General features: G+C 69.9%; 23 protein-coding genes and 1 tRNA gene. 8 read left to right on the top strand and 16 right to left on the bottom strand.

Features of this window, described 5'->3' with window-relative positions; genetic code table 11:
- Positions 1-4: 4 nt before the first annotated feature.
- Together ACIBK0_RS23340 and ACIBK0_RS23335 are read left to right on the top strand one after the other, a co-directional pair.
- A complete protein-coding gene (locus tag ACIBK0_RS23340) occupies positions 5-1,723 on the top strand; it encodes a GAF domain-containing protein (RefSeq protein ID WP_399083040.1) in 1,719 nt (572 codons plus the stop codon).
- A gap of 118 nt (positions 1,724-1,841) precedes the next feature.
- Positions 1,842-2,912 carry a peptidoglycan DD-metalloendopeptidase family protein gene (locus tag ACIBK0_RS23335; RefSeq protein WP_399083037.1) on the top strand — a complete coding sequence of 357 codons (1,071 nt, stop codon included), beginning with the start codon at positions 1,842-1,844 and terminating at the stop codon, positions 2,910-2,912.
- Positions 2,913-2,959: 47 nt separating this feature from the next.
- Here ACIBK0_RS23335 and ACIBK0_RS23330 read toward each other — a convergent pair whose 3' ends face one another.
- The 7 genes from ACIBK0_RS23330 to ACIBK0_RS23300 form a co-directional block, all read right to left on the bottom strand.
- On the bottom strand, positions 2,960-3,847 hold the full coding sequence (locus ACIBK0_RS23330; protein WP_399083034.1) for a Cof-type HAD-IIB family hydrolase: 888 nt from the start codon (positions 3,845-3,847) through the stop codon (positions 2,960-2,962).
- Between the two features lie 208 nt (positions 3,848-4,055).
- The gene (locus tag ACIBK0_RS23325) at positions 4,056-4,958 is read right to left on the bottom strand and encodes an LLM class flavin-dependent oxidoreductase (RefSeq protein ID WP_399083031.1); all 903 of its coding nucleotides are present in this window, start codon (positions 4,956-4,958) and stop codon (positions 4,056-4,058) included.
- 138 nt (positions 4,959-5,096) lie between these two features.
- Complete coding sequence (locus tag ACIBK0_RS23320) at positions 5,097-5,645, bottom strand: RNA 2'-phosphotransferase (protein WP_399083028.1); 549 nt, start codon at positions 5,643-5,645, stop codon at positions 5,097-5,099.
- 134 nt (positions 5,646-5,779) lie between these two features.
- Entirely contained in the window at positions 5,780-6,724 is a 945-nt protein-coding gene (locus ACIBK0_RS23315) for a MerR family transcriptional regulator (RefSeq protein ID WP_399083025.1), read from the bottom strand.
- 34 nt (positions 6,725-6,758) lie between these two features.
- Entirely contained in the window at positions 6,759-7,691 is a 933-nt protein-coding gene (locus ACIBK0_RS23310; protein WP_399083273.1) for a metal-dependent hydrolase, read from the bottom strand.
- 5 nt (positions 7,692-7,696) lie between these two features.
- Positions 7,697-9,463: an SDR family oxidoreductase gene (locus ACIBK0_RS23305; protein WP_399083022.1), complete on the bottom strand. Its 1,767-nt coding sequence runs from the start codon at positions 9,461-9,463 to the stop codon at positions 7,697-7,699.
- Entirely contained in the window at positions 9,460-10,302 is an 843-nt protein-coding gene (locus ACIBK0_RS23300) for a M24 family metallopeptidase (RefSeq protein ID WP_399083019.1), read from the bottom strand. The genes ACIBK0_RS23305 and ACIBK0_RS23300 overlap by 4 nt, the downstream gene beginning before the upstream one ends.
- A gap of 258 nt (positions 10,303-10,560) precedes the next feature.
- Here ACIBK0_RS23300 and ACIBK0_RS23295 point away from each other — a divergent pair, with 258 nt between their 5' ends.
- The 6 genes from ACIBK0_RS23295 to ACIBK0_RS23270 all read left to right on the top strand — a co-directional run bounded on the left by ACIBK0_RS23295 (position 10,561) and on the right by ACIBK0_RS23270 (position 14,836).
- Positions 10,561-11,559, top strand: a complete 999-nt coding sequence (locus tag ACIBK0_RS23295) for an ABC transporter ATP-binding protein (RefSeq protein ID WP_399083270.1) — start codon at positions 10,561-10,563, stop codon at positions 11,557-11,559.
- Positions 11,549-12,454 (top strand): ABC transporter permease subunit, encoded by a 906-nt coding sequence (locus ACIBK0_RS23290; protein ID WP_399083016.1) that lies wholly within the window; start codon positions 11,549-11,551, stop codon positions 12,452-12,454. The genes ACIBK0_RS23295 and ACIBK0_RS23290 overlap by 11 nt, the downstream gene beginning before the upstream one ends.
- The gene (locus ACIBK0_RS23285) at positions 12,451-13,362 is read left to right on the top strand and encodes an ABC transporter ATP-binding protein (protein WP_399083013.1); all 912 of its coding nucleotides are present in this window, start codon (positions 12,451-12,453) and stop codon (positions 13,360-13,362) included. Before ACIBK0_RS23290 ends, ACIBK0_RS23285 begins: the two co-directional genes overlap by 4 nt.
- 10 nt (positions 13,363-13,372) lie before the next feature.
- Positions 13,373-14,092: an ABC transporter permease gene (locus ACIBK0_RS23280; RefSeq protein WP_399083010.1), complete on the top strand. Its 720-nt coding sequence runs from the start codon at positions 13,373-13,375 to the stop codon at positions 14,090-14,092.
- 130 nt (positions 14,093-14,222) lie between these two features.
- Positions 14,223-14,471, top strand: a complete 249-nt coding sequence (locus ACIBK0_RS23275) for a hypothetical protein (protein ID WP_399083007.1) — start codon at positions 14,223-14,225, stop codon at positions 14,469-14,471.
- A gap of 260 nt (positions 14,472-14,731) precedes the next feature.
- Positions 14,732-14,836 (top strand) — tRNA-OTHER (locus ACIBK0_RS23270).
- Between the two features lie 42 nt (positions 14,837-14,878).
- On the opposite strand, the gene ACIBK0_RS23265 is transcribed toward ACIBK0_RS23270, so the two are convergent.
- The 9 genes from ACIBK0_RS23265 to ACIBK0_RS23225 all read right to left on the bottom strand — a co-directional run bounded on the left by ACIBK0_RS23265 (position 14,879) and on the right by ACIBK0_RS23225 (position 25,334).
- The gene (locus tag ACIBK0_RS23265) at positions 14,879-15,718 is read right to left on the bottom strand and encodes an HAD family hydrolase (protein WP_399083004.1); all 840 of its coding nucleotides are present in this window, start codon (positions 15,716-15,718) and stop codon (positions 14,879-14,881) included.
- Positions 15,715-16,992, bottom strand: coding sequence for a serine--tRNA ligase (serS, locus tag ACIBK0_RS23260; RefSeq protein WP_399083001.1), 1,278 nt, complete (start codon positions 16,990-16,992; stop codon positions 15,715-15,717). Before serS ends, ACIBK0_RS23265 begins: the two co-directional genes overlap by 4 nt.
- A 778-nt stretch (positions 16,993-17,770) precedes the next feature.
- Positions 17,771-18,703, bottom strand: a complete 933-nt coding sequence (gene pheA, locus ACIBK0_RS23255) for a prephenate dehydratase (protein ID WP_399082998.1) — start codon at positions 18,701-18,703, stop codon at positions 17,771-17,773.
- A gap of 169 nt (positions 18,704-18,872) precedes the next feature.
- A complete protein-coding gene (gene efeB, locus ACIBK0_RS23250; protein ID WP_399082995.1) occupies positions 18,873-20,312 on the bottom strand; it encodes an iron uptake transporter deferrochelatase/peroxidase subunit in 1,440 nt (479 codons plus the stop codon).
- A gap of 8 nt (positions 20,313-20,320) precedes the next feature.
- The gene (locus ACIBK0_RS23245) at positions 20,321-22,303 is read right to left on the bottom strand and encodes a copper resistance CopC/CopD family protein (protein WP_399082992.1); all 1,983 of its coding nucleotides are present in this window, start codon (positions 22,301-22,303) and stop codon (positions 20,321-20,323) included.
- A 13-nt stretch (positions 22,304-22,316) separates the two neighbouring features.
- Positions 22,317-22,751 (bottom strand): copper chaperone PCu(A)C, encoded by a 435-nt coding sequence (locus ACIBK0_RS23240; RefSeq protein ID WP_399082989.1) that lies wholly within the window; start codon positions 22,749-22,751, stop codon positions 22,317-22,319.
- A 41-nt stretch (positions 22,752-22,792) separates the two neighbouring features.
- Entirely contained in the window at positions 22,793-23,446 is a 654-nt protein-coding gene (locus tag ACIBK0_RS23235; protein ID WP_399082986.1) for an SCO family protein, read from the bottom strand.
- Positions 23,447-23,575: 129 nt separating this feature from the next.
- Positions 23,576-24,316, bottom strand: a complete 741-nt coding sequence (locus tag ACIBK0_RS23230; protein WP_399082983.1) for a YcnI family protein — start codon at positions 24,314-24,316, stop codon at positions 23,576-23,578.
- Between the two features lie 169 nt (positions 24,317-24,485).
- The gene (locus ACIBK0_RS23225; RefSeq protein ID WP_399082980.1) at positions 24,486-25,334 is read right to left on the bottom strand and encodes a hypothetical protein; all 849 of its coding nucleotides are present in this window, start codon (positions 25,332-25,334) and stop codon (positions 24,486-24,488) included.
- Between the last annotated feature and the right edge of the window lie 15 nt (positions 25,335-25,349).

The following is a 25,349-nucleotide window of genomic DNA, read 5'->3' as shown; positions in this document are numbered from 1 at the left end:
AGCCATGTCAGTAGCTCGCTCCTCGCCCGACCCGGGCGGCAGTCGGGACACGGCGACTCGGGCGACCCTGGACCTGCAGGGGCTGTCCACCGAGGTGACCGCGCGGATGCCGCAGCTGCTGGAGGCGGTGCGGTCGGTCGGGTCGGGGCTGGAGTTGCACTCCACGCTGGACCGGATCTGCGAGACGGCGGCCGAGCTGGCGGACGCGCGGTACGCGGCCATCGGGGTCGTGGCAGAAGACGAAGAGGGCATCGCGGACCTGGTCTACTACGGGATCGACGAGGCAGCCGCCCGGCTCATCGGGCGGCTGCCCGACGGGCACACGGGATTGCTCGGGGCGCTCATCCACGATCCGGAGCCGGTGCGGCTCGCGAACGTGGCCGACGATCCGCGCTCCTGCGGGTTTCCCGAGCACCATCCGCCGATGCGGAGCTTTCTCGGGGTTCCGATCCGGGTGCATGGGGAGATCTTCGGGAATCTGTACCTGAGCGAGAAGCGCGGCGGCGGCCCGTTCGACGACGACGACCTCAATATGGTCCGGGTGCTGGCCGCGGAGGCGGGCATCGCCATCGGCAACGCCCGCCTGTACGAGGCCGCCCACCAGCGCGAGCGCTGGATCGACGGATCGGTGGCCGTCACGACGGCGCTGTTGTCGGGCAGCGACGCCGAGGAGGCCCTCCAGGTCGTCGCCGAACAGGCCCGTCGGCTCTCCGGCTCGGCGGCCGGGATCGTGCTGCTTCCCGCGAAGGAGGGCGGCCTGGAGATCGTCGCCGTCGCCTCGGAACGCCGGTCGAAGGCGCTCGGCTTCGTCCTCCCGCCGGAGAGCGAGTTCGTCGCCGAACTCCTCGACGGAGAGGCGGTGTTCGTCGAGGACGCGACCACCGACGCGCGCGTGCTCCCCGATCTCGCGCGCGACTACGGGCCGGTCATGATGCTGCCGCTGCAGAGCGACGGCCGACTGCTCGGGGCCCTCGTCCTGCCACGCACCCAAGGAGAGCGTTCGTTCACGAAGACCGAGCGCACCCTGGCCGCGCAGTTCGCCTCCCAGGCCGCGCTCGCGCTGATGATGGCCGAGGCCCAGCGGGACCGGGAGCGGCTCGCGGTGTACGAGGACCGCGACCGGATCGCCCGTGACCTGCACGACCTCGTCATCCAGCGGCTGTTCGCGACGGGGATGCTGCTGGAGAGCGCGCAGCGGCGGTCGGTCGTGCCCGAGGTTCAGGAGGGCGTCGGCAAGGCGGTCGACGAACTCGACGTCACCATCCAGGAGATCCGCACCGCCATCTTCGCCCTCCGCCAGGGCCCCGCCGAAGTGCCGTCCGGGCTGCGTACCCGCGTGCTGCGCGAGATCAACATGGCTGCGGTACCCCTCGGCTTCAAGCCGGGCCATCGCTTCATCGGGCCTGTCGACACGGTGGTCGGAGAACTCACCGGCAAGAACCTCATCGCCGCCCTGCGCGAGGCCCTCTCCAATGCCTTCCGGCACTCGGGGGCCTCCCGCATCGATGTCGTCGTCGACACGACCGTCCAACTGCCGGACGGTCGGCCGGCCGTCCGGCTCACGGTCGCCGACGACGGCATCGGCATCCCCCACGGCGGCCGACGCAGCGGTCTGCGCAACCTCAAGCTGCGTGCCGAGTCGCTGGGCGGCGACAGCTGGTACGGGCCGGGGATCGGCGACGAGGGGAGCGGCACGACGGTGGTGTGGCAGGCGCTCCCCTGAGTCTCACCGGGACCAGGCACCTGTTCGGCCCAGCCGACTGAGCCATTCGTGGCGACCGGTCCCCAGGCGCGCGACGTGGACAAGACCGCGCCCGACGGCGCGGGGCACGATCGCTGCCATGCGCTCATCCCGCTGCCGTCCGCTGCTCGTGTCGGCGCTGCTGTGCGCGCTCGCGGTCCTCGCGGCCCGGCCCACGGCGGCCGACGGCGACGGCGAGGATCCCGGCATCAGCGCCCGGGTGATGCGGCTGTACGAGGACGTCTCCGTGGTGACGCGGCGGTACGAGGCGGGACGGCGGGAGGCCGCGGCACAGCGGACCAAGGCGCGACGGGCCGAGCGGCTCCTCGCGCGTGAGCGGCGGGAGGTCGCGGCGCGGCACGAGGACCTGGGCCGGATCGCGCGCGAACAATACCGGCAGGGCGGCGACCTCCCCTACACCGCGCAGATTCTGGTCGCGGGTGGCCCCGATGATCTGATGCGCCGGCAGCGCGCCGTCTGGCGGGCGGATCTCGCCGTCAGCAATGCCGTGACCAAGAGCCGTCGCGCGGAAGCCCGGCTCACCGCAGACGAGGCGAAGGCTCGGTCCGAGTGGCAGGCGGTCCAGCAGCGGAACGGTGAACTCGCCGAGATGAAGCGGACCATCCAGACGAAGCTCGAAGAGGCACGGTCGACGCTCCAGAGCCGGGCGGACGCCTCGGTGGCGGCGGGCTCCTGCCGTGGCGCCGTCCGCCGGAACCAGCCGAAGACGGTGTCCAAGCGCGCGTGGGTCGCGCCAGTGCGGACGTACGTGCTCTCCGCGGGCTTCGGCAGCACCGGCGAGCGCTGGGCCAGTCGGCACACCGGGCAGGACTTCGCGGTGCCCATCGGCACGCCGGTCCGCGCGGTCGGGGCGGGCCGGGTGGTGAATGTGTCCTGCGGCGGCGCGTTCGGCATCGAGATCGTGGTCGAGCACCCCGGCGGCGACTACACGCGGTACGCGCACCTCACCGCCGTCACTGTGGACCAGGGAGAGCGGGTGTCCACCGGACAGTGCATCGGGCAGTCCGGCACGAGCGGCAACTCGACCGGTCCGCATCTGCACTTCGAGGTGCGGGTCACGCCGCAGCAGGGGTCGGCCGTCGACCCGGTGCCATGGCTCGCGGAGCACGGGGTGGACGTCCAGCGGTCGGTGGGCGCGGCCGTCCCATAAGCGGCCGTCCCATAAGCGGCCGCCCCATAAGAGGCGCGCTCCTGCTCCTACAACCTCTCGGCAAGGATCCGCTCGATCACGACCGCCACTCCGTCGTCGTTGTTGGCGACCGTGCGCCCGGAGGCCGCCGCGATCACCTCCGGGTGGGCGTTGCCCATCGCGTACGACTGGCCCGCCCACGTCAGCATCTCGACGTCGTTCGGCATGTCACCGAAGGCGACGACCTCCTCGTGGGAGATGCCGCGCTCGGCGCAGCACAGTGCGAGGGTGCTGGCCTTGGAGACGCCGGGGCCGCTGATCTCAAGCAGCGCGCTGGGGCTGGAGCGGGTGACGTTGGCCCGGTCGCCGATGGCCAGGCGGGCGACGGTGAGGAAGCCGTCCGGGTCCATCTCGGGGTGGTACGCGAGCACTTTGAGCACCGGCTGATCGGCGTCCAGGGCATCCTCGGCGAGGAGCTTCTCGGCGGGCGCGACGGTCTCCGGGGGCTCCATGTGCAGCGAGGGGTATCCCGGTTCGAGATGGAGGCCGTACGTCCGCTCGACGGCGCAGACGGTGCCGGGCGCCGCCGAGCGCAGCAGCTGGATGACGTCGAGCGCGATGTCGGGCGCCAACTCACGGATCTTCACGAAGCGGTGGGCGCCGGGGCCGCCATGCAGGTCGACCACGGCGGCGCCGTTGCCGCAGATCGCCAGGCCGTGTCCGTGGACGTGGTCGCTGACGACGTCCATCCAGCGAGCCGGACGGCCGGTGACGAAGAAGACTTCGATCCCCGCCTCCTCGGCGGCGGCAAGGGCGGCGATCGTGCGCTCGGACACCGACTTGTCGTCGCGCAACAGGGTGCCGTCGAGATCCGTGGCGATCAGCCGGGGCGGAACGGTGGAGGCCGGGGTCTCGGGCTGTCGAGTCGCTGAGGTCACGCGCCCATTCTCCTGCATATGCGGGCACGACCGTGCGGTGGTCCGCACACTTGAGTGGTTACCGTCCTCACCAGCACCGTTACGCCCCGTCGAACCGCAGACAGCTGAGCCGGACCCTCGGGCCGGCAGGGTCAGACTCCCGTGACGGCCGGGCCGGGCTCTCGGGACAGCCGGGCCGGGCTCCCGTGCCGGCCGGCCCAGACTCTCGGGACAGCCGGGCCGGACCTCAAGGCAGCTGTGCCGGGGCCTCCATCGCGATCCGCTCGAAGACCTTCACGTCGGCCGCGAAGTCCGAGTCGGGGATCGGCCAGTGGATCACGATGTCGGTGAAGCCCAGCTCCGCGTGCCTGCCCGCGAAATCGACGAACGCGTCCAGGGATTCCAGCGGACGGCCGCGGTCCGGGGTGAAGCCGGTGAGCAGGATCTTGTCGAGCTCGTTCGCTTCCCGGCCGATCGCGGCGCATGCGTCGGCCAGCTTGTCGGCCTGGTGGCGAATGGCCTGAATCGACTGGTCGGGGGTGCCCGTTTCGTACAGTTTCGGGTCGCCGGTCGTCACCCACGCCTGCCCGTACCGGGCGGCGAGCTTCAGTCCGCGCGGACCGGTGGCGGCCACCGCGAACGGCAGCCGCGGGCGCTGGACACAGCCCGGGATGTTCCGTGCCTCGTGAGCCGAGTAGTAGTCACCGCCGTACGAAACGGAGTCCTCGGTGAGGAGCCGGTCGAGCAGCGGAACGAACTCGCCGAAGCGGTTGGCGCGCTCGCGCGGGGTCCACGGGTCCTGGCCGAGCGCCGTGGCGTCGAAGCCGGTGCCGCCCGCGCCGATGCCCAGGGTGATCCGGCCGTTCGAGATGTCGTCGAGGGAGATCAGTTCCTTGGCGAGGGTCACCGGGTGCCGGAAGTTCGGCGAGGTCACGAGCGTGCCCAGGCGGAGACGCTCGGTGACGGCGGCGGCTGCGGTCAGCGTCGGGACGGCCCCGAACCACGGGCCGTCACGGAAGGTCCGCCACGACAGATGGTCGTACGTGAACGCGGTGTGGAAGCCGAGCTGCTCCGCGCGCTGCCAGGCGGAACGCCCGCCCTCGTGCCAGCGGGCGTACGGCAGGATCACGGTGCTCAGACGCAGACTCATGCATCGAGCGTAAGGGGAATCGCGGAGTGGTCGCGGCCACCTCATGATCACCCGCACTGCCTGCCTGTGATCACCCGCACTGCCTGCCTGTGATCACCCGCACTGCCTGCCGGTGATCACCTGTATTTGCTTGCCTGGTCAGTGTCCCGAGGGAAACCGCAGGTACTGCGGGGGTACGGCCTGGGTGAGCCAGACGCCGTTCGCGCTGACCCGGAAGACATGGCCGTCGCGGTGCATGGCGGCGGCGTCCACGGACAGCACGACCGGCCGGCCGCGGCGGCCGCCGACGCGGGTCGCGGTCTCCCGGTCCGGCGAGAGGTGCACGTCGTGCCGGTTCATGGGGCGCAGGCCCTCGGCGCGGATCGCGTCCAGATTGCGGGCCACGGTCCCGTGATAGAGGTACGCGGGCGGGGTCGCCGGGGGCAGTCCGAGGTCGACCTCGACGGAGTGGCCCTGGCTGGCGCGGATCCGGGTCCCCTCGATCGCGAAGCGCCGCTTGTCGTTGTGGGCCACCACGTGGTCGAGCTCCTCGCGCGTGAACCGGAAGCCGTGCGCGGCCGCCGCGGCCATCAGCGTCTCGATCTCGACCCACCCGCCCTCGCCCAGCGTGAGCCCGATCCGCTCGGGCTGGTGCCGCAGATGCTTCGAGAGGTACTTCGACACCTTCACGGTGCGTCTTTCATCCATCCGTTCGTTCATCTCTCCAGCGTGCCTGGCGAGAGACGGATCACGCATTTGATTTTGATTCGGAGGTTTGATCCACAGCCAAGTCCTGTTATCCACAGGGGAATTGACGATTCTGTGGACAACTAGCGGGCGTTTTAAGCCGTTTCATCAACTTTACTTCTATTGCTTTGGTTTGATGCGAGACGGTCCAAGGTGCGGGCCTGCACCTCCCGTTCAGCGGCGGCCGCGACGAAGGCGGCCACGTGTTCCACGCCAACCAGCCCCTCTACAGCCCGCATTGTGTCCACTGGAATCTCCACCGAGTGCGTCTCGTTGCGGCGTTCCACCGCCTGCCCCGCGCCAAGGTGTTGATGCAGGTACCGGGTGGCGAACAGTCGCATGGCGCGGGCCAGTTCGGCGTCCACCGTCTGCTGTGCGAGCGGTCGCAGACGTCGTACGAGCGAGGCCGCCTCGGTCGCGTCCGCGTCGGTCGGCGGGCGCTCCCCCAGATAACGCGCGAAGACGTGCTCGTTCGTGAACTCCAGGAAACGGGAGGCGATGTGCTCCACCTGACCCCTCAACTCCCGCAGATGGCCGGAGATCGCGGACAACGGAACTCCCGCCGCGTGCAACTCGACTGCCACGGCCAGCTCTTGAGGGCTCGGGACGAGGAAGGAGTCCTCGTCCCCGGGAATCGTCTCCAGCACGCCGAGCTCCACGGCGTCGGCCACCGCGGCGGCGTCCGGGCTGCCGCCGAACCGCTCGTCGAGCTCGGCCCGCGAGATCCGGACCGCCTCCTCGTCGGTCCACGGCCCGTCGACCTCCGCGACCAGGCCCAGGATCCCGCCGAGGCCCCGACCCGCGTCCCAGGCCTCCAGGAGCTCCTTGATGGAGGCCAGCGTGTAGCCGCGGTCGAGGAGATCGGCGATCTGCCGCAGCCGGGCCAGATGGGCGTCCGCGTACACATTGGCGCGGCCGCGCCGCTCTGGGCGGGGGAGCAGCCCGCGGTCCTGATAGGCGCGGATCGTCCGGACCGTGGCACCGCTGTGGTGTGCCAGGTCCTCGATCCGGTAGGTGACCCCGACCGACTCGTCGCTCACGCTTCCTGCCCTCCCACAGCGTCGGGCGACATCGCTACGCGATCGCCGCCCGACCGATCGCCCCCGCTGCCGACCGCGCCGCCGGCGACTGCGCCAGATACTCCACGGCCCTGCGCAGTGAGCCCTCCTGCGACGGATGGTACGACCGCCGCAGATAGCGGGGTATGGCCGCGCCGAGTTCTTTCCAGGTGGGCAACAGCCCCTCGCGTACAGCCCTGTTGTGGGCGGCGAGCGAATAGCGCACGCGGCCGGCGAGCCGCGGATCGTGACGCAGGAGATAGGCGGCGCCCCACGCCCACAGGTACAGCATCATGGGCGCGGTGACCGCCATGCCCGCGATCCGGCGCGCGTAGCGGGGCAGGCCCTCACCGCCGCAGTGCTGGTACATGTCGAAGGCGACCGCGCGGTGCTCGACCTCCTCAGCGCCGTGCCAGCGCAGCAGGTCGAGCATGACCTCGTCGGCGTCGGCGAGGTCCAGCCCCTCCGCCGCCAGCACCCAGTCGCCGAGCACCGCCGTGAACTGCTCGATCGCCGCGATCACCGACAGCCGGAAGCGCAGCCACTCCGGGGCCGGTATCGGCGCCCCCCAAGGCGGCTCCGCGCCCAGCAGCCTCTCGAAGAGGAAGTCGACGTACTTCGTGAAGTCCGCGGTGTCGAGGTGCTGCGCCGCGAGGTGGTCGAGGACGTACGCGTGCTGCACGCTGTGCGTCGCCTCCTGGCCCATGAAACCCTTGACGTCCTTGAGGAGTTCGGGGTCGCCGACGAGTGGCAGCGCCTCCTTGAAGACCTTCACGAACCACCGCTCCCCCGCGGGCAGCAGCAGATGGAGCACGTTGATGACGTGGGTGGCGGTGGGCTCGTCCGGTATCCAGTGGAGAGGGGTCTCCTCCCAGTCGAAGGACACCCGCCTCGGGGTGATCGCGTGGTGGCCGTCGCCGGCGGAGTCGCCCATCGAGTTGCTTGGCATCTCGCTCACAGCGGTGGCTCCCATCGCGCGATCGCGCGCAGCGCCTTCGGCGTGAAGCGCGACATGAGGTGGGCGCCGCGTGCCTCCGGGGTGACCGGCACGACCGCCTGGTTGCGGACCACCGCGCGCAGGATCGCGTCGGCCACCTTCTCCGGCGGGTAGTTGCGCAGCCCGTACAGCCGCGCAGACTTCTTCTGGCGCCGCTTCTCCTCAAGGGCGTCGACCCCGGCGAAGCGCGCGGTCGAGGTGATGTTCGTGTTGACGAAGCCGGGGCAGATCGCCGAAACGCCGATGCCCTGCCCCGCCAGCTCCGCGCGCAGGCACTCGCTGAGCATCAGGACGGCCGCTTTGGAGGTGCTGTAGGCGGGCAGCGCCTTCGAGGGCTGGTACGCCGCTGCCGACGCGGTGTTGACGATGTGGCCGCCCTGGCCGCGCTCGGCCATCTGCTTCCCGAAGAGCCGGCAGCCGTGGATCACGCCCCACAGATTGACGTCGAGGACCTTCTTCCAGTCCTCGGTGGTCGTGTCGAAGAAGGATCCCGACAGGCCGATCCCGGCGTTGTTCACCAGCACGTCCACCACGCCGTACTCGGTGGCGACCTTCTCGGCGAACTTCTCCATGGCCTGCTCGTCGGAGACGTCGACCGTCTCGGCCCAGGCTTCGGGGGAGCCGATCAGCCGGGACATCTCCGCCGTGCGGGCCGCGCTCTCGGTGTCCCGGTCGACGGCGATCACGCGCGCGCCCGCCTCGGCGAACGCGAAGGCGGTGGCCCGTCCGATGCCACTGCCCGCGCCGGTGACCAGCACGAGCTGGCCGCCGAAGCGATCCGCGTACCTGCCGGTGGCCACGGTGTCCTGCACGGGCACTCCGTCCTCGTTGGCATGGACGAAATCCGTGATCCAGGCAGCCAGTTGATCCGGGCGCGTACGTGGAATCCAGTGCTTGGCAGGGAGCGTACGGCGCACCAGCTGCGGGGCCCACTGCTCCAGCTCGTCGTAGAGCCGCTCGGAGAGAAACGCGTCCCCCATGGGCGTGATGAGTTGCACGGGCGCGTGCGCGTACGCGTCCTCGCGCGGTCGGTTCAGCCGGGCCCGTACGTTGTCGCGGTAGAGCCAGGCGCCGTGCGCCGCGTCGGTCGGCAGGGACGGGGTCGGGTAGTCGCCCGAGGGCACTTTCTCGACCCGTTGGAGGATCTTCGGCCACTGCTTGCCGAGGGGGCCGCGCCAGGCCAGCTCGGGCAGGACGGGCGTGTGCAGCAGGTACACGTACCAGGACTTGGCGCCCTGGCCGAGGAGCTGGCCGACCTTGCGCGGCGTCGGCCGCTTCATGCGGTGCTTGATCCAGTGCCCGAAGTGGTCCAGGGACGGTCCGGACATCGACGTGAAGGACGCGATCCGGCCCTCGGTGCGCTGGACGGTGACGAACTCCCACGACTGCACCGAACCCCAGTCGTGCCCCACCAGGTGCACCGGCTTGTCGGGGCTCACCGCGTCCACGACCGCCAGGAAGTCGTCGGTCAGCTTCTCCAGCGTGAAGCCGCCGCGCAGCGGCTGTGGCGCCGTCGACCTGCCGTGTCCCCGTACGTCGTACAGCACCACGTGGAATCCGCAGCGGTCGGCGAGACGCGTCGCGACCTCGGACCACACCTCCTTGGAGTCCGGATAGCCGTGCACGAGAACCACCGTGGGCTGCGTTTCGTCGCCCAACTCGGCGACGCACAGCTCGACTCCGCCCGTCCGCACCCAGCGCTCGCGCGCGCCCTCGAGACTCACTTGTCCTCCGCCCAGCGCCGCACGTGCGGCAGATCGTCGTCCAGCCAGAACGCGCTCGCTTCAGGGTCCTTGGAGTCGGTGACGACCAGGATCTCCTCGAACTTCGCGCCCGTACCCCGGAAGCCGAGGTGCGGTTCTACGGCCCACAGCCCTGGCTGGGGCGGATGGTCGGAGAACCTGTAGGGCGACCACAGCGGCGACCATCCGTCGCGGTGCCCGTGGATCGCGTCGCTCGCCAGCCCCTTCAGGGACTGGGTGCCGAACCCGAACAGATGCGGCGACCAGGGGCGTTCCTTCACGCGGTCCACCTTGTGGGCGATCACACCGAAGGGGTACGCCCGGTGCCGGTTCGCATAGCCCTGGCGGACCATGAGGCGGTCCACGTCCCGGTAAATCTCGCGCAACGGCCGCCGCTCGCGCACCTCGCGCAGGATCAGCTCGCGGTGCGCCTCCAGGTCGGCGAGCAGCTTGTCCTGCACAGGGTTGAGCCCGAGCGAGCCCGAGTAACCGATGTCCGCCGTAAAGCCCTTGTGGACCGGGGCCATGTCGAGGATGAACGGCATCCCCGGCTCCAGGCGGCGGTTGGTGGGGAAGAACTGCAGCGGAATCCGGAAATTCACGAACGCCGTGCGGTCCCCGAACCAGGCGAAGGGCAGATGGAACCAGTCCCGCACCCCGCGCTCGCGCAGCCACTCGCGCTGCATGCGTGCCGCGTCGCGCTCGGTCACACCGGGCTTCAGCTGCGCGGCCACGGCCTCCGCGCACTCGTACGCGAGGCGCTGCACCTCCCTGAACCCCCGCAGTTCGGCGGAGAGTTCACCTGTCACTGCCGTCGTCATGCCACCGCCCCACCCTGTGTCCACGCTGACTGCGGTACGTGCCCGTAACTTGACACTGGTGAATGTGACAGTTGTTAGAGGCTGCGTCAATAGACCCGCATGACGCCTGTGGACGACCGAGCCGGTGTGGATAACAGACCGCCGGTTGTTCGACCTCAGGGGGACCCCTACGGGCCCGTACGACTGGAGTCTGATGCCGATCCAGCTCCGTGGGCTGACGACCGCTGTGGCGTGCGCCACTACCGTCGAAGCGTGACTGTGATCGCGACCGAAAGCCTGAGCAAGCGGTTCCCCAGGGTGACCGCTCTTGACCGGCTCTCCGTGGACGTCGGGCCCGGTGTAACCGGACTCGTCGGAGCCAACGGAGCCGGCAAGTCCACACTGATCAAGATCCTGCTGGGTCTGTCCCCCGCCACCGAGGGCCGCGCACAAGTGCTCGGCCTCGACGTCGCCACCGAAGGCGGCGCCATCCGCGAGCGCGTCGGGTACATGCCGGAGCACGACTGCCTGCCGCCCGACGTCTCGGCCACCGAGTTCGTCGTCCACATGGCGCGCATGTCCGGGCTCCCACCGGCCGCGGCCCGCGAGCGCACCGCCGACACGCTGCGCCATGTCGGCCTGTACGAGGAGCGCTACCGCCCCATCGGCGGCTACTCGACGGGCATGAAGCAACGCGTGAAGCTCGCGCAGGCCCTCGTCCACGACCCCCAGCTCGTCTTCCTGGACGAGCCGACCAACGGCCTCGACCCGGTCGGCCGCGACGAGATGCTCGGCCTGATCCGCCGCATCCACACCGACTTCGGCATCTCGGTCCTGGTCACCTCGCACCTCCTGGGCGAACTCGAGCGCACCTGCGACCACGTCGTCGTCATCGACGGCGGCAAGCTGCTGCGCTCCAGCTCCACCACGGACTTCACCCAGACCACGACGACCCTCGCCATCGAGGTCACCGACACCGACGAGCACCCCGACGGCACCGGCGCGGTGCGCGACGTGCTCCACGCGCGCGGGATCGAGACCCACGACGGCAGCGGCCTGCCCGGTGCCGGACACATCCTGCTGCTCACCGCCGAGGGTGAGGAGACGTACGACCTCGTCCGCGACGTCGTCGCCGACCTCGGCCTCGGCCTGGTCCGGATGGAACAGCGCAGGCACCACATCGCGGAGGTCTTCAAGGACAGCGACGAACAGCGGGCGCGAGACGAACAGATGACGGGCGACGACCAGCGGAAGGAGGCGGTCGGTCATGGCGGTTGAGCACTCCCTCACCCAGCCCGGTGAGCAGACCCGTATCCACAACATCGGCTACCGCAACTACGACGGCCCGCGCCTGGGCCGCGCCTACGCACGCCGCTCGCTGTACTCGCAGTCCCTGCGCGGCGCCTACGGACTCGGCCGCTCGGTCAAGTCCAAGGTGCTGCCGATGCTGCTCTTCGTAGTGATGTGCGTCCCCGCGTTGATCATGGTGGCCGTCGCGGTCGCCACCAAGGCGAAGGACCTGCCTGTCGACTACACGCGCTACGCGATCATCATGCAGGCCGTCATCGGCCTGTACGTCGCCTCCCAGGGACCCCAGTCCGTCTCGCGCGACCTGCGCTTCAAGACCGTCCCGCTGTACTTCTCGCGCCCCATCGAGACCGTCGACTACGTACGCGCCAAGTACGCGGCGCTGGCCTCGGCGCTGTTCATCCTCACCGCCGCGCCGCTGATCGTGCTCTACGTAGGGGCGCTACTGGCCAAGCTCGACTTCGCCGACCAGACGAAGGGATTCGGACAGGGGCTCGTCTCCGTGGCGCTGCTGTCGCTTCTCTTCGCGGGCATCGGCCTGGTCATCTCGGCGGTCACGCCGCGCCGCGGCTTCGGCATCGCGGCCGTCATCGCCGCCCTGACCATCTCCTACGGGGCGGTCTCCACCGTCCAGGCCATCGCGTTCGAGCAGTCCAGCACGGGAGCCGTCCCGTGGCTCGGCCTCTTCTCGCCGATCACGCTCATCGACGGAGTGCAGACGGCCTTCCTCGGCGCCACCTCCGCCTTCCCCGGAGGGGAAGGCCCCTCGTCCGGGCAGGGTGTCGTCTACCTCATCGTCGTCCTGGGTCTCATCGCGGGCTGCTACGGCCTGCTGATGCGCCGCTACCGAAAGGTCGGGCTGTGACCACGCTCAACATCGACCACGTCTCGCGCTGGTTCGGCAACGTGGTGGCGGTCAACGACATCACGATGACGATCGGCCCCGGAGTCACCGGCCTGCTGGGCCCGAACGGCGCCGGAAAGTCCACCCTGATCAACATGATGGGCGGCTTCCTCGCCCCCTCCACGGGCACCGTCACCCTCGACGGCCGGCAGGTCTGGCGCAACGAACAGATCTACCGGCACATCGGCATCGTCCCCGAGCGGGAAGCGATGTACGACTTCCTCACGGGCCGCGAATTCGTCGTCGCCAACGCAGAGTTGCACGGCCTCGGCAAGAAGGCGGCCCAGAAGGCGCTCGCCACGGTCGAGATGGAGTACGCGCAGGACCGCAAGATCTCGACGTACTCCAAGGGCATGCGGCAACGCGTGAAGATGGCGTCCGCGCTCGTCCACGACCCCTCCCTGCTGCTGCTCGACGAGCCCTTCAACGGCATGGACCCGCGCCAGCGCATGCAGCTCATGGATCTGCTGCGGCGGATGGGCGACGAGGGGCGCACGGTGCTGTTCTCGTCCCACATCCTCGAAGAGGTCGAGCAACTCGCCGCACACATCGAGGTGATCGTCGCCGGACGGCACGCGGCGAGCGGCGACTTCCGGCGCATCCGCCGCCTGATGACGGACCGCCCGCACCGCTACCTCGTCCGCTCCAGCGACGACCGGGCGCTGGCCGCCGCGCTGATCGCCGACCCGTCGACGTCCGGCATCGAAGTGGACCTGGCGGAGGGCGCGTTGCGCATCCAGGCGGTCGACTTCGGACGCTTCACCGCCCTGCTGCCGCGCGTCGCGCGCGAGCACGGCATCCGGCTGCTCACGGTCTCGCCGTCCGACGAGTCCCTCGAGTCCGTCTTCTCGTATCTCGTCGCGGCGTAGGAGGCCCAAGATGTACGACCCCACAGTCGCCCGGCTCACCTATCGGGGCCTGCTCGGCCGCCGCCGGGCCCTCATCCTCGGCGCCCTGCCCGTCCTGCTCATCGTCATCGCCGCGGCCGTACGCAGCTTCTCCGGAGCCGACGACCAGGTGGCCTCGGACGTGCTCGGCGGGTTCGCGCTCGCCACGATGGTCCCGATCATCGGCGTCATCGCCGGCACAGGCGCGATCGGGCCCGAGATCGACGACGGCTCGGTGGTGTATCTGCTGGCCAAGCCCCTGAAGCGGCCGACGATCATCTTCACCAAGCTGATCGTCGCGGTCGCCGTCACCATGGCGTTCTCGGCGGTGCCGACGTTCATCGCGGGCATGATCCTGAACGGCAACGGCCAGCAGATCGCCGTCGCCTACACCGTGGCCTCCCTGGTCGCCTCGATCGCGTACGCCGCGCTGTTCCTGCTCCTGGGGACCGTGACCCGGCACGCCGTGGTCTTCGGGCTCGTCTACGCGCTGGTCTGGGAGGCCCTCTTCGGGTCGCTGGTGTCCGGTGCGCGCACCCTCAGCGTCCAGCAGTGGGCGCTCGCGGTGGGCCACAAGGTCACCGGTGGCGACCTCGTCACCTCGGACGTGAGCCTGCCTACCGCGACGGTGCTGCTGGCCGCGGTCACCGTGCTCGCCACCTGGTACGCCGGGCAGCGGCTGCGGTCGCTGACACTGGCGGGCGAGGAGTGAGCGGGGGCTCCACGCGTGCGTGCCGGTGGTCGCCGCGCACGCGCGCGTGGAGCCCCTCTTTCTTGACAGCGGCTTCACGTGTGTCGGGGCACACTGGGCAAACGGGGACGCACGGCCAGGAGGAACGGGGATGGCATCCGAGGAACCACGAGGTGACGGTCGCGAGCAGTCCGGGGACGTCGGTGACGTCTGGGACGACCTCGTACTGGACGAGAGCTTCATACGCTCCGCGGAGACGACCGAGCCGTCGGCCCGTGCACGTATGCTCGCCGCCCGCTGGCGCGAGGGCGGACCCGATCCGCAGCCGTGGCGGTCCGACGACCCGCCCGCGGGGTGGTTCTTCAGCAAGGGACGTCGGCGCAGGTGGCGCCGCCGGTGAACCCCTGCGGGGGCGGCCTTTAATCAGTGGCGCCCAAGTCGGCGTACGGGCACAGTAGTTCTGTCCACGCCGCCGCATCGAGCCGGCGCCACATTCCGGGAGAGGAGCGCGACGATGCCCATCAGTAGCAGTACGTCGAGCTCCCGACAGGGCAGCCCGCAGCGGGTTCCGGAGTAGTTACCCCTCCGTCGAACCCGCCCGCACGGGGGGCTGCCCGGGGCGGCCGCTTCGAGCGCGCATCTCGCGCGGGCCGCCCACCCGGAGGATTGGCCGAGAGGTAAGGCACCGGCTTGCGCTGTGTTCGATCAGAGGCAAGTCGTGGTCGGGGGTGAAACCCCGCGCGCGTTCGATCCGCGCATCCTCCTCAAGAACGCACGACCGGCGTGCTGACCCCGGAGGTCAGTAATTCAACGCCCGCCCAGCAAGCGCTCCAGCACCACCGCGATGCCGTCCTCCTCGTTCGAGGAAGTCACCTCGTCCGCGACCGCCTTGAGCTCGTCGTGGGCGTTGGACATGGCCACGGCGTGGGCGGCCCAGGCGAACATCGGGATGTCGTTCGGCATGTCGCCGAAGGCGATGGTGTCCGCGGCCTTCACACCGAGCCGGCGGGCCGCCAGGGACAGTCCCGTCGCCTTGGAGAGGCCGAGGGGGAGGAGTTCCACTATCCCCGCGCCGGCCATTGTGACGCCGACGAGTCCGCCCGCGACCTCCGTGGCCACTGAGGCCAGCTCGTCGTCGGAGAGCGTCGGATGCTGGACGTACACCTTGTTCAGAGGCGCCGACCAGAGGTCCGAGGCGTCCCTGATCGGGACGACCGGCAACGGGCCCTCCTGCACCCGGTAGCCGGGTCCCACCAGCACCTCGCCGTCGAGCCCGTCGCGGCTCGCCGCCAGCAGCAGCGGGCCGACCTCCGCCTCGATCTTGGCGAGCGCCAGACCGGCCAGCTGCCGGTCCAGGGTCACCGAGGTGAGCAGCCGGTGCTCCCCCGCGTCGTACACCTGCGCGCCCTGACCGCACACCGCGAGGCCCTGATAGCCGAGGTCGTCGAGGATGTGCCGGGCCCAGGGCACCGCGCGCCCGGTCACGACGATGTGTGCCGCGCCCGCCGCGGTGACCGCGGCGAGCGCCTCACGGGTACGTTCCGAGACCGTCTCGTCGGAGCGCAGCAGCGTTCCGTCGAGATCGGTCGCGACGAGCTTGTAGGGGAACGAGGCGGTTGCCCCGATCGACCCGGTGGTGCCGGTCACTTGGAGATCGGCTCCAGGACCTCACGACCGCCCAGGTACGGACGCAGCACCTCCGGCACCCGCACGGAGCCGTCCGCCAGCTGGTGATTCTCCAGGATCGCCACGATCGTGCGCGGTACGGCGCACAGCGTGCCGTTCAGCGTCGCGAGCGGCTGGACCTTCTTGCCGTCGCGCATGCGCACGGACAGCCGGCGGGCCTGGAAACCGTCGCAGTTCGAGGCCGAGGTCAGCTCGCGGTACTTGCCCTGGGTCGGGATCCACGCCTCGCAGTCGTACTTGCGGGTCGCGGAGGAGCCGAGGTCGCCCGAGGCCACGTCGATGACCTGGAAGGGCAGCTCGAGGCCGGTCAGCCACTGCTTCTCCCACTCCAGAAGCCGCTTGTGCTCGTTCTCCGCGTCCTCGGGAGCGACGTACGAGAACATCTCGACCTTGTCGAACTGGTGCACGCGGAAAATGCCGCGGGTGTCCTTGCCGTACGTGCCGGCCTCGCGGCGGAAGCACGGGGAGAAGCCGGCGTAACGCAGCGGGAGCTGCTCGGCGTCGAGGATCTCGTCCATGTGGTACGCCGCGAGGGGAACCTCGGAGGTGCCGACCAGGTAGTAGTCGTCCTTCTCCAGGTGGTACACGTTCTCCGCGGCCTGGCCGAGGAAACCGGTGCCCTCCATGGCGCGCGGGCGGACCAGCGCCGGCGTCAGCATCGGGATGAAGCCGGCCTCTGTGGCCTGCGCGATCGCGGCGTTGACGAGGGCGAGCTCCAGGAGCGCACCGACACCTGTCAGGTAGTAGAAGCGGGAGCCGGACACCTTGGCGCCGCGCTCGACGTCGATGGCGCCGAGCGCCTCACCGAGCTCCAGGTGGTCCTTGGGCTCGAAGCCCTCGGCACCGAAGTCGCGGATCGTGCCGTGCGTCTCGAGGACGACGAAGTCCTCCTCACCGCCGACCGGGACGTCGGGGTGCACCAGATTGCCGAGCTGGAGGAGGAGCCGCTTCGCCTCCTCGTCCGCCTCGTGCTGTTCGGCGTCGGCCGCCTTGACGTCGGCCTTGAGCTGCTCTGCCTTCTTCAGCAGCTCGGCGCGCTCGTCCGGGGAAGCCTTGGGGATCAGCTTGCCGAGCGCCTTCTGCTCGGAACGCAGCTCGTCGAAGCGGACGCCGGACGACCTGCGCCGCTCGTCGGCGGAGAGGAGGGAGTCGACGAGGGCGACGTCCTCTCCACGGGCGCGCTGGGAGGCGCGAACACGGTCGGGGTCCTCACGGAGCAGGCGAAGGTCAATCACCCCTCAAGGCTACCGGTGCGCGGTTCCGGCCAACGACTCGATATTCCGGTCCGTCGCTTCTGTTGCGTTATGAGTGGAATGCCGGATTGAACCCCTTGATCACCAATGAGGTCTCGACGGACGGTCGAGAGGTGTCAATAAAAAGGGTGCTACTCCCTGAAACGGGGCAGAGGGGAGTCTACCGGTTGACTGGATCTCCTTGTGGGGAGCGGGACTTGGCAGGGGGTTGTCCACAGGGATTCCCGCACCGGCGAAGTTATCCACAGGCTGTGTGGAAGATCTGTGGATTGCGGAAGTGATCGTTCCGAAAGCCGCATGTGGGGCGGGGAATTCCCGGTTCAAACCATCCCTACACCCACGTTCGAGTGGAAATGCTTCGCTCCAAAGGATTGATCAAGGGAAAAGAGTGGACGAGGGGTGACGTGCGGCTCTGTGGACGAAGTTGGGGCCTGTAGGGCGATTTGTCGACGATGTAGTGCTTCGTTGTCGACTTGTCCCCAGGTCGAGAAGCATGCCTGTGGATAACACCTGTGGATGACGAAAAATCAGCAGGTAGGACTGGTGGAAATCGGCCGCGTCACTGACGTGAGACCTGCTGGGAGCCGGCCGTGCCACTCGGACAGGCCGTCCTGCACGGAGCCCATCGAGCCACTCGGATCAGCGACGTGCTCAGCGCCGACTGAGCCACTCGGACCAGCCCACGTGCCCAGCGCCGACTGAGCCACTTGGACGAGCCGCCCGCTCGGATCCGACCGAGCCACTCAGCGAAGCCGACTGCTCAGAACCGCCCGTCCTGGCAGCGCGCCAGCCAGTCGGACGCGGCCGAGAACTCGCTGTCCGAGGTGCCGGCCCGGGGCGCGCGTACGTCCTTGGGGTCGACCTCGGCACGGGGGTACGAGCCGAGGAAGCGCACCTGCGGGCAGACCCGCTTGAGCCCCATGAGCGCCTCGCCCACGCGGCGGTCCGAGATGTGGCCTTCGGCGTCAATGGCGAAGCAGTAGTTGCCGATGCCCTCGCCGGTCGGCCGGGACTGCAGCAGCATCAGGTTGACGCCGCGCACCGCGAACTCCTGGAGCAGTTCCAGAAGGGCACCGGGGTGGTCGTCGCGCTGCCAGATGACCACGGACGTCTTGTCCGCGCCGGTCGGCGCCGCGGGCCGGGCAGGCCGGCCCACCAGTACGAAGCGCGTCTGCGCGTTCTCCGCGTCGTGGATCCCTGTCTCCAGCGGCTGCAGACCGTACTTGGCCGCTGCGAACTCGCCCGCGAAGGCGGCGTCGTACCGGCCCTCCTGGACCAGTCGTGCGCCGTCCGCGTTGGAGGCGGCGGACTCCCAGAGCGCGTCCGGCAGATTGTTCTTCAGCCAGTTGCGCACCTGCGGCTGTGCGGCGGGGTGCGCGGTCACCGTCTTGATCTCCGACAGCTTCGTGCCGGGCCTGACCAGTAGTGCGAAGGTGATCGACAGCAGCACCTCGCGGTAGATCATCAGCGGCGAGCCCGCGACCAGCTCGTCGAGGGTCGTGGTGATGCCGCCCTCCACCGAGTTCTCGATCGGTACGAACGCGGCCTCGACCTCGCCGTTGCGGACGGCGTCCAGCGCTGCGGGAACCGACACCATCGGGACGAGCTCCCGGGTCGCGGCCTCCGGAAGCGTGCGCAGGGCGACTTCGGTGAAGGTGCCTTCGGGACCGAGATACGCATAGCTGGCTGGCATGACCTCACCCTAATGGGCCTCGCACAACCCGGCTCACGCCTGTGGAGACCGCGGCCCCGAAAGGCGACCCTCGGCCGACCGGGAACCGCGGCACCAGAGGGTGCCCCCGGCCGACCCGGAACCGCGCACCACAGGGTGCCCCTCGGCAGCCCCGGCCCCGGGGCGACCGTCAGCCCTCCAGCAGCCGCTGCCCCACGTACTCCCCCTCCGCCGCCCCGCCCGGCACCGCGAACAGTCCGCTCGACTCGTGGCGGATGAACGTGGAGAGCGCGTCGCCGCGGTCGAGCTTGCGCTGGACGGGGACGAAGCCGCGCACGGGATCGGCCTGCCAGCAGACGAAGAGCAGGCCCGCGTCGGGCACCCCGGCCGTGTCGATGCCGTCGTGGAAGGAGAACGGGCGGCGCAGCATCGCGGCGCCGCCGTTCTGGTCGGGCCGGGTGATTCGGGCGTGCGCGTTGATGGGGACGACCAGGTTGCCGTCGGCGTCGGTCTTGTCCAGGTTCATCGCAGTCGTCTCGGTGCCGCCGGACAGCGGTGCCCCGGTGGACTTCTTCCGTCCGATGACCTCCTCCTGGGCCTTGACCGAGAGCTTCTCCCAGTCGTCGAGGAGCATGCGGATGCGGCGTACGACGGCGTACGAGCCGTTTGCCATCCATGCCGGGTCGGCCGAACCCGATGTGGGTACGAAGATCCGCTTGTCGAAGTCGGAGTCGGTCGGCTTCGGATTGCGGGTGCCGTCGATCTGGCCCATCAGGTTGCGGGCCGTCATCGGTTGTGCCGTGGCGCCGGGCGAGCGATTGAAGCCGTTCATCTGCCAGCGCACGTGGGCCGCGCTGCCCGTGTCCTTCTGGATCGCGCGCAGGGCGTGGAAGGCGACCAGGGCGTCGTTCGCGCCGATCTGCACCCACAGGTCGCCATTGCTTCGCGCCTTGTCGAGGTGGTCGGAGGAGAAGTCGGGCAGCGGGTCCAGGGCGACCGGGCGCTGCTTCTCCAGACCCGTACGCGCGAAGAAGCTGTGCCCGAAGCCGAAGGTCAGCGTCAGGGACGACGGGCCCGCGTCGCGGGCGACGTCCGTGTCGTCGTGCGTGGCGGCCTCGCCCGCCATCAGCCGCTGGGCCGTTGCCGACCAGCGGCGCAGCAGCGCGGCGGCCTCCCTGCGGCCCGCGCCCGCCGCCAGATCGAAGGCAACGAGATGGCCGCGGGCCTGGAGGGCGGTGGTGATGCCGGGCTGATGTTTCCCGTGAAACATCACCGCGTCCGCGCCGAGCGAGGTCAGCGGTGTGGCCTTCTCGGCGGAGGGCGCCGCCGAGTATCCCGCGGCGCCTCCGGCCGCGCCCAGGGCGAGACCGGTGGCACCCGCGGTGCCGAGCAGCCGGCGACGCGAAAACACGCCCTTGGGGGAGGTGCCTTGGGAAACGTCGTCCCTGGGGGAGGTGTTTTCCGAAACGACCTCCCCGGGAGAGGTCACCTTGCGAGAGGTCTCCCGAGGGGACGCCTTGCGAGGGGACGTCCCCGAAGAAAGGGTCTCCCGAGAGGACACCTTGGGGGAAGACGCCTTCGGAGAAGACGCTTCCGAAGAGGACGCCTCCGGAGTGGTGTGGTCAGCCATTGCGAGGTTCAGCCGATCTGCGCGTTCTTGTTCACGGTCGTCTGGTCGATGTCGGAAGTGCGCACGGTCACCGCGATCTTCCAGTCGCCCGCCATGGGGATCTGCACCCCGCTCGCCGACCAGTGACCGGTGGCGATGCGGTCGGGGGTGATGGGCAGCGGGCCGATCTGCTTCGCGGCGAGAGTGAAGGCGACCTTCACCTCGGGGACGTCGAAGGCCTTGCCGTTCGGCCGCTCCACGAAGACGTGCATCTCGTTGCCGCCGACCCGGGCCGGGTCGAGGGTGAGCTCGACGGTGCCCTTGCCGTCCTCACCGCCGGTGTCGAACGGCATCTTCAGGGACAACGGTCCGGACCGCTGGGAGGCGGTCGCGGTGGCCTGCTGGGCGGACTCCTCCGTACGCCCCGGCTCGGTCGTCGTCAGCATCGTCGTGACCGCCAGCAGGACGATGGCGACGCCCGCCTCGGCCAGCACCGAGCGGCGCAGCCCCGCGCGGTGCGGGTCGGCGTCGCGGATGCGCTTCTCGCGGGTGGTGGCCACGGCGGCCCGCTGCCGGGCGAGTTGGGCGGCGCGCCGGGAGTCCGCGGGAACGGTCGCCCGCGCCTTCTCGCGCCGCGCGACCACGGTCGCCACCACGGACTCCGGAGCGGCGACCTCCGACAACTGCGCGGTCCAGCGGCGCGAGATCGACGCGATGCCGACCAGGACCGCCACCAGGCAAATCTTGACGAGCAGCAGCTGCCCGTACGCCGTGTCGGTGAACGCCGACCAGGAGCCGAGCTGGCGCCAGGACTGGTAGATCCCGGTCGCTACCAGCGCGAGGACGCTGCCGAAGGCCAGGCGCGAGAAGCGGCGTACGGCCGCCGCGTCGATCTGCGCTTGCGCCGGCGCCCTGAACAGGGCCGTCAGCAACGCCGAAAGACCGCCCAGCCAGATCGCGACGGCCAGCAGGTGCAGGACGTCGACGGGCATCGCGATGCCCGGCTGCAGGCCGGTCGAGGCGTGCTCGGCCATCGCCCAGGTCGCGGCAAGGCCCGCCGCGACGACGGCACCGCCGATCGCGAGCCCGAACGTGAGGTCCTTCTTCTCGGCGGCGGCCTCCTTCTCGGCGGCAGCGGCCTCGGCGGCGTCCTCGTCGGACTCCTGAGACCCGCCGGGCCCGCCGGACGCATCGGCCTCGTCCCGCTTCACATACGCCCCGAAGAGCACCGCGATGAACAGCGCCGCCGCGGCGAGCAGCAGCAGCCGCGACACCAGCGCCGCGCCCGCCTTGGTCTGCAGCACCTGCCCGAGCAGGGTCAGGTCGAAGATGTCGCCGACCTTGCCCGAACCGACGTACGCACCGCGCAGGAGCAGCAGCGCGAGCGTGGCGCCGGTCAGAGCGAGCCATCCGGCGACCACGAGGCGCTGCACCGGCCGGACCCCGGCGCCGCGCTGCCAGCAGGCCAGCACGAAGGCCGCACCGCCGACTAGGAGGATGAATCCCGCATACGAGACATAGCGGGCGGTCCCGTAGAGCACGCCGACGACTCCGCCGCCCGCCGCTTGGCCGGACAGCGAGACGGAAGTCTGCGAGGGCGCGCCGATGGAGAAGGTGAAGGCGCCCGAGACGGGGTGGCTGTCCGCCGACACCACCTGGTAAGTGACGGTGAACGTGCCGTCGGGCAGCCCCGAGTGCAGCTTCACGCCGTACGTGGTGCCGCTCAGGTTGGTCGCCCCGCCGGTGTCGACCCGCTTGCCCTTGGGGTCGAGCACGCGCAGCGAGCCGTCGTTCATCGCGACCTTCTCCGAGAAGGTGAGCGAGACCTGGGTGGGTGCCTTGTCGACCACCGACCCCTGCTTCGGGTCGCTGCCGGTCAGCGCGGCGTGCGCGGAGGCGGGCGCCGCGCCGGCCAGGAGCGCGCCGGAGACGGCGAGGAACAGCAGCAAGAGTGTCCGGAAGTTCCTGAGACTCTGGAGGTTCCGGAAGCGGGAGGCGATGGTCTGCGTCAAGGTGATCCCTCCCTCAGTGCCCGGTCTTCGGGGTGTACGTCGCGGACTCCACCGGCATGGAGATCTTCACCGTGCCGGACTTGGCGAAGTGCAGCTCCACGGACACCTTCTCGCCCTGCTTCGGCTTGTGGGTGAGCTTTTCGAACATGAGATGGTTGCCGCCGCTCGCGAAGTCGAGCCTGCCCTCCGCGGGTATCGCGAAGGACTTCTCCTCCTCCATCGCGCCGCCCTTGGTGGAGTGCAGCGTGACGTCGTCCGAGAGGTCGCTGGTGACCGAGGTCAGGGTGTCGGCGCCACCGGAGTTGGTGACGGTGAAGAAGCCGGCCGCCATGGAGTCCATGCTCGGGGCGGGCATATAGGCGCCGGTGACCTTCAGTTCGGGCTCGGCCGAGGCGCCCTTGTCGTCCGAGCCGCAGCCCGCCAGCGTCACCGCCGCGGCTATGACCACCGCGCATCCGGCGAGAGACCGCGAAGGACGGCCGGGACGCCTCACGGGTTCTCCCCCTTGATGATCTTGGGGAGGTCCTTGGTGTAGTCGTCGACGGTGGCGTCCTCGCCGTACAGCACGTAGCCCCCGTCGGTCTTCGGCGAGAACGCGATGACCTGGGTGCCGTGTACGGAGACGAGCTTGCCGTTCTTGTCCTTCGACGTCGGCTCGATCGAGATGCCCAGGGTGCGGGCACCGGCCTGGATCGTCGCGAAGTCGCCGGTCAGGCCGACGAAGTCGGAGTCGATGCCCTTGAGCCACTTGCCGAGCGCGGAGGGCGTGTCACGGTTCGGGTCGGTGGTGACGAACACGACGCGGAGCTTGTCCTGCTGGGCCTTGGGCAGCTGCTTCTTGGCCACGGCGAGGTTGTTCATCGTCAGCGGGCAGACGTCGGGGCAGTGGGTGTAGCCGAAGTAGATCAGCGTCGGCCGGCCCTTGGTCTGCGCGCGCAGGTCGTACTTCTTGCCGCTCGTGTCGGTGAGCACGAGGTCCGGCTTCTCGAACGGCTTGTCGAGGATCGTCGCGGCCTTGCCGGAGTCGGCCTCGGCGGACACGTCGGCGATCGGCTTGTTGCCGTCGTCGCCGCTGCCGCAGGCGGAGAGGGTCAGAGCGGCGGCGGCGAACAGGGCGGCCGCGGCATACGTCTTCTTGCGCATAGAAAAATGTCCCAGATGTGAGAACTCCGGTGCGCACCGGGGTCGTACGACGCCCGACGGCGAGGTCGTACGCCGCTCGTCGCGGAGATGTCGTACGACGTCCCGGTGCGCACCGAAAGCGGTAGGGCCTCAGGCGTTGGTACGCCGACGGCCGGCCACGACGCCGAACGCCACGCCCGCCACGCCGACGACGATGCCCACGACGCCGAGCACGCGTGCGGTGGTGTCACTGCTGTCGGAGGAGGACGCTGCCTCGGTGGTGTCCTTGGCGGCCGCCTCGGAGTCGTCGGCGGTGTCCTCGGCGGTCGACGATCCGTGGGAGTGGCCGCCCTCGGAGGCGTCGGACAGCGTCAGCACCGGAGCCGGGTTCTCGGGCTCCTCGGCGCCCTCCTTCTGCGGCTCGATCCAGCGCACGACCTCCTTGTTGGAGTAGGTCTGGATCGCCTTGAAGACAAGTTCGTCCGCGTCCTCGGGCAGCGCGCCGACAGAGAGCGGGAACTTCTGGAAGTAGCCGGGCTCGATGCCCTTGTCGTCGGCGGTCCAGGTGACCTTGGTGACGGCCTCGGAGATCTTCTCGCCGTGCATCTCCAGCGGCTTGTCCAGCTTGGACTTGGTGACCTTGACGGTCCAGCCGTTGATCGGCTGCGGCATCACCGAGGCCAGCGGGTGGTCGGTCGGGAAGTTCACCTCGAGCTGGGTGGTCGAGGCGTTGTCGCGCTCGTTCGGGACCTTGAAGTCGATGACCGCGTAGTCGCCCTTGGCGGCCGTGCCTTCTGGCTGCACGCTGACGTGCGCGAAGGCGGGGGCGGTCAGGACGAGCACGGTCGAGGCGGCGGCGACACCGGCGGCGGCGATACGAGAAGCCTTCATGGCAGGGAACACTCCACTTTGAGCGATGAGTCCAGCGAGAAAGAGGGGTGCGCGTGCGAAACGGTGCCTCTGGGGCGTACGAGAACGTCTCCCTGAGCGGGGCACCGAAAAAGGCAGGCACGCGCGCGTGCCGCACGACGGCAGCCCCTCGGTGGAGTGGCTCGTCGTGTCAGGCGGCGAGGACGAGTGCGGTGGAGGAGGGTGGCCCGCGCCGGATGACGGTGTGCTGAAGCGCGGTCGTACGCGGCTTCGGGGGCGCGAGGAGCGCTGGGCACGGGGTGCGCGCCACGTCGGGCGCACCCGGAAGGCCCGTGCGCAGGGCGCGTACGAGAGCGAACGCGGCGCGCAAGGACCGTACGAGCGCTCCTTCCGCAACCCCGTGCGCGGACAGCCGCATGAGACCCAGCAGCGCCATGTCCCCGCGGCGCAGCACCCATCCGGCGGCGACGGCCGCGACGACGTGTGCGAGCAGCATCGGCAGCGAGGGCAGCACCGACATCGAGGCGCCCGCGGTGGCCGACATGGCGTCCGCGGGATGGTGCATGGACTGCGTCATGGCCGTGTCGATCCGCGCGTCGGCGAGGATCTTCTGGGCCTGCGCGGGGCTGATCGCCGCCGCGGTCGTGCCGCACACCAGGCGTGCGGCCCGCTCGACGAGCGAGGCGTCGGACATCGACATGCCCGAAGCCATGGACCCCATGGACGACGTACCGCCGAGCCGGCCGAGTCCGAAGAGCGTGTGCAGCACGGTCTGTCCGACCGCCAGGAGGGCCACGATGCCCGGCAGCGCACGCTCACGCCCCGCGAGCGCGGCGGCGACGGCGAAGACCGCGAGGAATCCGGCGCCCAGCGTCCACAGCGGGACCGTGGCGCAGGAGGCGAGCCCATGACCGGCCGCGGCCAGCACGACGCAGACCGCGGCGAACACCGCGGCCCGCAGAATCCGGAGACCGCGTCCGGAGCGCACTGTCCGGAGACCGTGTCCGGAGCGCGCCGCGCGCTGGTGGGGGGCAGTCATGGCGGGCTCATCATC

Origin of the sequence: Streptomyces sp. NPDC050564 (assembly GCF_044457265.1) — a bacterium.
In the GTDB taxonomy this organism is placed as follows: Bacteria; Actinomycetota; Actinomycetes; order Streptomycetales; family Streptomycetaceae; genus Streptomyces.
Note: the sequence above shows the minus strand (reverse complement) of the source record. Positions and strands in the feature narration are given on the sequence as shown.

Excerpts from the sequence above, each read along its gene's own strand:
- ACIBK0_RS23335 (WP_399083037.1), top strand. The coding sequence starts at position 1,842 with ATGCGCTCATCCCGCTGCCGTCCGCTGCTCGTGTCGGCGCTGCTGTGC.
- ACIBK0_RS23275 (WP_399083007.1), top strand. The coding sequence starts at position 14,223 with ATGGCATCCGAGGAACCACGAGGTGACGGTCGCGAGCAGTCCGGGGAC.
- ACIBK0_RS23325 (WP_399083031.1), bottom strand. The coding sequence starts at position 4,958 with ATGAGTCTGCGTCTGAGCACCGTGATCCTGCCGTACGCCCGCTGGCAC.
- ACIBK0_RS23300 (WP_399083019.1), bottom strand. The coding sequence starts at position 10,302 with ATGACGACGGCAGTGACAGGTGAACTCTCCGCCGAACTGCGGGGGTTC.
- pheA (WP_399082998.1), bottom strand. The coding sequence starts at position 18,703 with ATGCCAGCCAGCTATGCGTATCTCGGTCCCGAAGGCACCTTCACCGAA.
- ACIBK0_RS23290 (WP_399083016.1), top strand. The coding sequence starts at position 11,549 with ATGGCGGTTGAGCACTCCCTCACCCAGCCCGGTGAGCAGACCCGTATC.
- ACIBK0_RS23235 (WP_399082986.1), bottom strand. The coding sequence starts at position 23,446 with ATGCGCAAGAAGACGTATGCCGCGGCCGCCCTGTTCGCCGCCGCCGCT.
- ACIBK0_RS23330 (WP_399083034.1), bottom strand. The coding sequence starts at position 3,847 with ATGCAGGAGAATGGGCGCGTGACCTCAGCGACTCGACAGCCCGAGACC.
- ACIBK0_RS23280 (WP_399083010.1), top strand. The coding sequence starts at position 13,373 with ATGTACGACCCCACAGTCGCCCGGCTCACCTATCGGGGCCTGCTCGGC.
- ACIBK0_RS23340 (WP_399083040.1), top strand. The coding sequence starts at position 5 with ATGTCAGTAGCTCGCTCCTCGCCCGACCCGGGCGGCAGTCGGGACACG.
- ACIBK0_RS23320 (WP_399083028.1), bottom strand. The coding sequence starts at position 5,645 with ATGGATGAAAGACGCACCGTGAAGGTGTCGAAGTACCTCTCGAAGCAT.
- ACIBK0_RS23310 (WP_399083273.1), bottom strand. The coding sequence starts at position 7,691 with ATGCCAAGCAACTCGATGGGCGACTCCGCCGGCGACGGCCACCACGCG.
- efeB (WP_399082995.1), bottom strand. The coding sequence starts at position 20,312 with ATGGCTGACCACACCACTCCGGAGGCGTCCTCTTCGGAAGCGTCTTCT.
- ACIBK0_RS23230 (WP_399082983.1), bottom strand. The coding sequence starts at position 24,316 with ATGAAGGCTTCTCGTATCGCCGCCGCCGGTGTCGCCGCCGCCTCGACC.
- ACIBK0_RS23225 (WP_399082980.1), bottom strand. The coding sequence starts at position 25,334 with ATGACTGCCCCCCACCAGCGCGCGGCGCGCTCCGGACACGGTCTCCGG.